Source organism: Amycolatopsis sp., from assembly GCF_035276945.1.
GTDB lineage: Bacteria > Actinomycetota > Actinomycetes > Mycobacteriales > Pseudonocardiaceae > Amycolatopsis_E.
This window is the reverse complement of the sequence record NZ_DATELF010000092.1, coordinates 1-2,700: the sequence shown is the minus strand read 5'-3', so window position 1 is coordinate 2,700 and position 2,700 is coordinate 1. Positions and strand designations below refer to the sequence as shown.

Annotated in this window: 2 protein-coding genes; both read right to left on the bottom strand. The window is 69.6% G+C overall.

Going from position 1 to position 2,700, the window contains the following annotated elements:
- Positions 1–201: 201 nt before the first annotated feature.
- The gene (locus VJT49_RS15405) at positions 202–2,175 is read right to left on the bottom strand and encodes a right-handed parallel beta-helix repeat-containing protein (protein ID WP_324165496.1); all 1,974 of its coding nucleotides are present in this window, start codon (positions 2,173–2,175) and stop codon (positions 202–204) included.
- 41 nt (positions 2,176–2,216) lie between these two features.
- On the bottom strand, positions 2,217–2,700 hold a 484-nt coding region (locus VJT49_RS15400; protein ID WP_324165495.1), incomplete at its 5' end, for an alpha-L-arabinofuranosidase C-terminal domain-containing protein.

Below are 2,700 nucleotides of genomic sequence, written 5' to 3'. Positions count from 1 at the left end.
GACCTGCGCCGCCTGGCCATCGCCCTGTCACCAGCCGGCCACGAGTTCCTCGACCGCTACCGGGACCCGGTCAACGGCACTGGAATCTCGCATGCTCCACGGCACCACCAAGCCCCAGGTGACTGCCCTGCGCCGCACCCTCACCACCTGCCACGCCAACCTGGCCCCCGGCCAGCCCCGATTACCGTAAGCTGCGCTGGCTCACCACACGCGGATGCGGGACTTGCCGGGGATCAGGGCGGCGAGCGGTCCGGCGGGGTAGTCGCGGCCTGGTTCTTTGCGCTTGCCGAGCAGGTCGACGTCGACGATAACCGGGGTGCCGTCGCGCTCTTCGAAGTCCGCGTCGACGAGGCGGGGGCGGGGGAGGTCGGCGCCGGTGACAACGCCCACGCGGACGGCGCTGAAGGCCTGCGGCAGCTGCGGCAGCAGGTAGACCTCGTCACCCTCCTCGACAACCTCGAACGACACCTGGCCGGTGAGCGCCCGCGCGGAGGACTCGTCAGCAAAGGCGCTGGCGCCCGGCGCGTAGACGTTGTCGCGCAGGTAGGCCGGCTCCCGCACGCCGGGGATGCGACTGTCGTTGCCTTCGGGCGGGTTGGCGATGCGGTAGATGTAGTCCTTGAGGGATGTCGGGCTGCCGTCGTAGGCGGCGGTGCCGTAGCCCGCTGCGGGATCGGCGTCCTGCGTCGTGTCGTACCCGTATGCCTTGGCAATGTCGCCGCCGAGGAAGATGTTGCCGATCCAGCGGTCGTCGCCGCTGTAGATGATGGCGTAGCCCTTGACCTGCGTGCTGTGCGGTCGGTGGTAGGGGGTGGCCCGGTCGTGGACGGGCACTAGACGCACGGTGCCGCCGATGAGGTTGTGGACGAAGGCGCCGCCCTGGCTCCACAGTTCAAGCGAGACTGGTGAGGCGAGTACGTTGTGTTCCACTAGGTACGGACCATGGCTGACCTCGACGAACAGGTCCCGGTTGTTCCGGTAGTAGAGGTTGCGCGAGACGCGCGTCCCCTGCGCCTGCCAGTCGAGCCAGGTGCCCAGCGAGCAGTCGTGGATGCGGTTGTGCCGGATCTCGACGTCGATCGCGGCGTGCAGCTTGATGCCGGCGATCTCGTATCCGTAGAACTCGCGCTTGAGCGCGATGTTGTAGATGTGGTTGTCCTCGATCGTGGAGAAGACGCAGCCGAGGTGGCCGACGATGCCGTTCTGCCCGCAGTCGAAGATCGTGTTGCGCCGCACCACGTGCGAGCCGATGTGCTCGCGGTCCCAGCCGATCTGCAGGCCGGAGAACACTGCCTCGACCTGGTACTCGTGGCCTTGCTTGTCGCCGCGCAGTGTCGCGTAGTTGTCGCCCGTAGAGGCCCCCTTGCCGAGTGAGACGGCGGAGCATTTCGCGTCGTGGATCACGTTGTCCTCGATGATCCAGCCCTTGGCCCAGTTGGGGCCGATGAGCCCGGGCTGGTCGGCAGTGGGCGGGGTCCACGGGCAGGCCGCCTGCGCGAGCTCGAAGCCGCGTACGGTGATGTAGTCGATGTGGTGCTCGGCGGGGGAGAACACCGACTTGCGCACGTTGATCTCCGCGAGCTCGGCGTTGGGGTCGGCGCCGCCGAAGTTGGCCCAGACCGTCGTGGTGTCCGCGCCGACCTCGGCGTACCAGACGAGCCGGGTCTGCGCGGGGTTGCGCACCCGGTCGGTCGTGCGCGTCCAGTGGTCGGTGACCTCGGTGCGCAGCGGCGGGTCGGTCACCTCGTCGCGGGTGCCCACCTCGTAGAAGCTGAGCCCGTTCAGGTAGATCTCGCCGAGGTGCCTGGCCAGCGGTGGCTGGGGCTCGACGAGCCAGTCGCCCGCGATCTCCTGCGCGAAGGGGTTCCAGTCGCCGAACAGCGAGTTGGGCACCGACGCCCGCCACACGTGCCCCGCTTCCTGCTCCCAGCCCGCCACCCGCTCCGATCCCTTGACCACGACGTGCTCGCCGGGCGCGGCCTGGTAGGTGATGCGCCGCGTGGCACTCAGCCCGCCGCGCCGCGGCCGCACCCACTCCCGGTACTCGCCTCCGTGCACCAGCACGGTGTCGCCCGGCCGGGCGAGGTCCGCCGCCCGGCTGATCGTGCGCAGCGGGCTGCTCGCGGAACCGTCCTTGGAATCGTCGCCGTCCGTCGCCACGTGCAGGGTCGTCATCGTCTGCTCCTCTTTCATCTCGGCATCCGCCGGCTCGCCTCTCAGCACAGCGCGGCCGCCGTCCACGAGACAGGCGGCAGCTCGATAGTGAGCACTCCGTCGGTGAGGGCCGCGCTCGCGTTCGCGGCTGGCTTGACGCGCTCCTGGTCGGCGAGCGTGTTCTTCGCGTAGACGTCGGCGCTGGCCAGCGTGACCGCCTCGGTGATCTGGGTGGAGGCGAGACTGCGCACGTCAATCGTCACCCGCGCGGCCTCTTTGAGGTCGCGGTTGACGACGAACACGGCGGCGCGGCCGTCGTCGACGGTCGCGACGGCGTCGATGACGGGGGCCTCGCCGTGGCGCGCCGTGCCGTACGTCGGCCCCTCGATCACCGGACGGATCACCTCGCCGGACGCGAGCCGGCTCGTGATCGCGAACGGGAAGAAGGTCGTCTGCCGCCAGGCAGGCCCGCCTGGCTCGGTCATGATCGGCGCGATCACGTTGACCAGCTGGGCGAGCGACGCCGAGGTGACGCGGTCGCTGTGC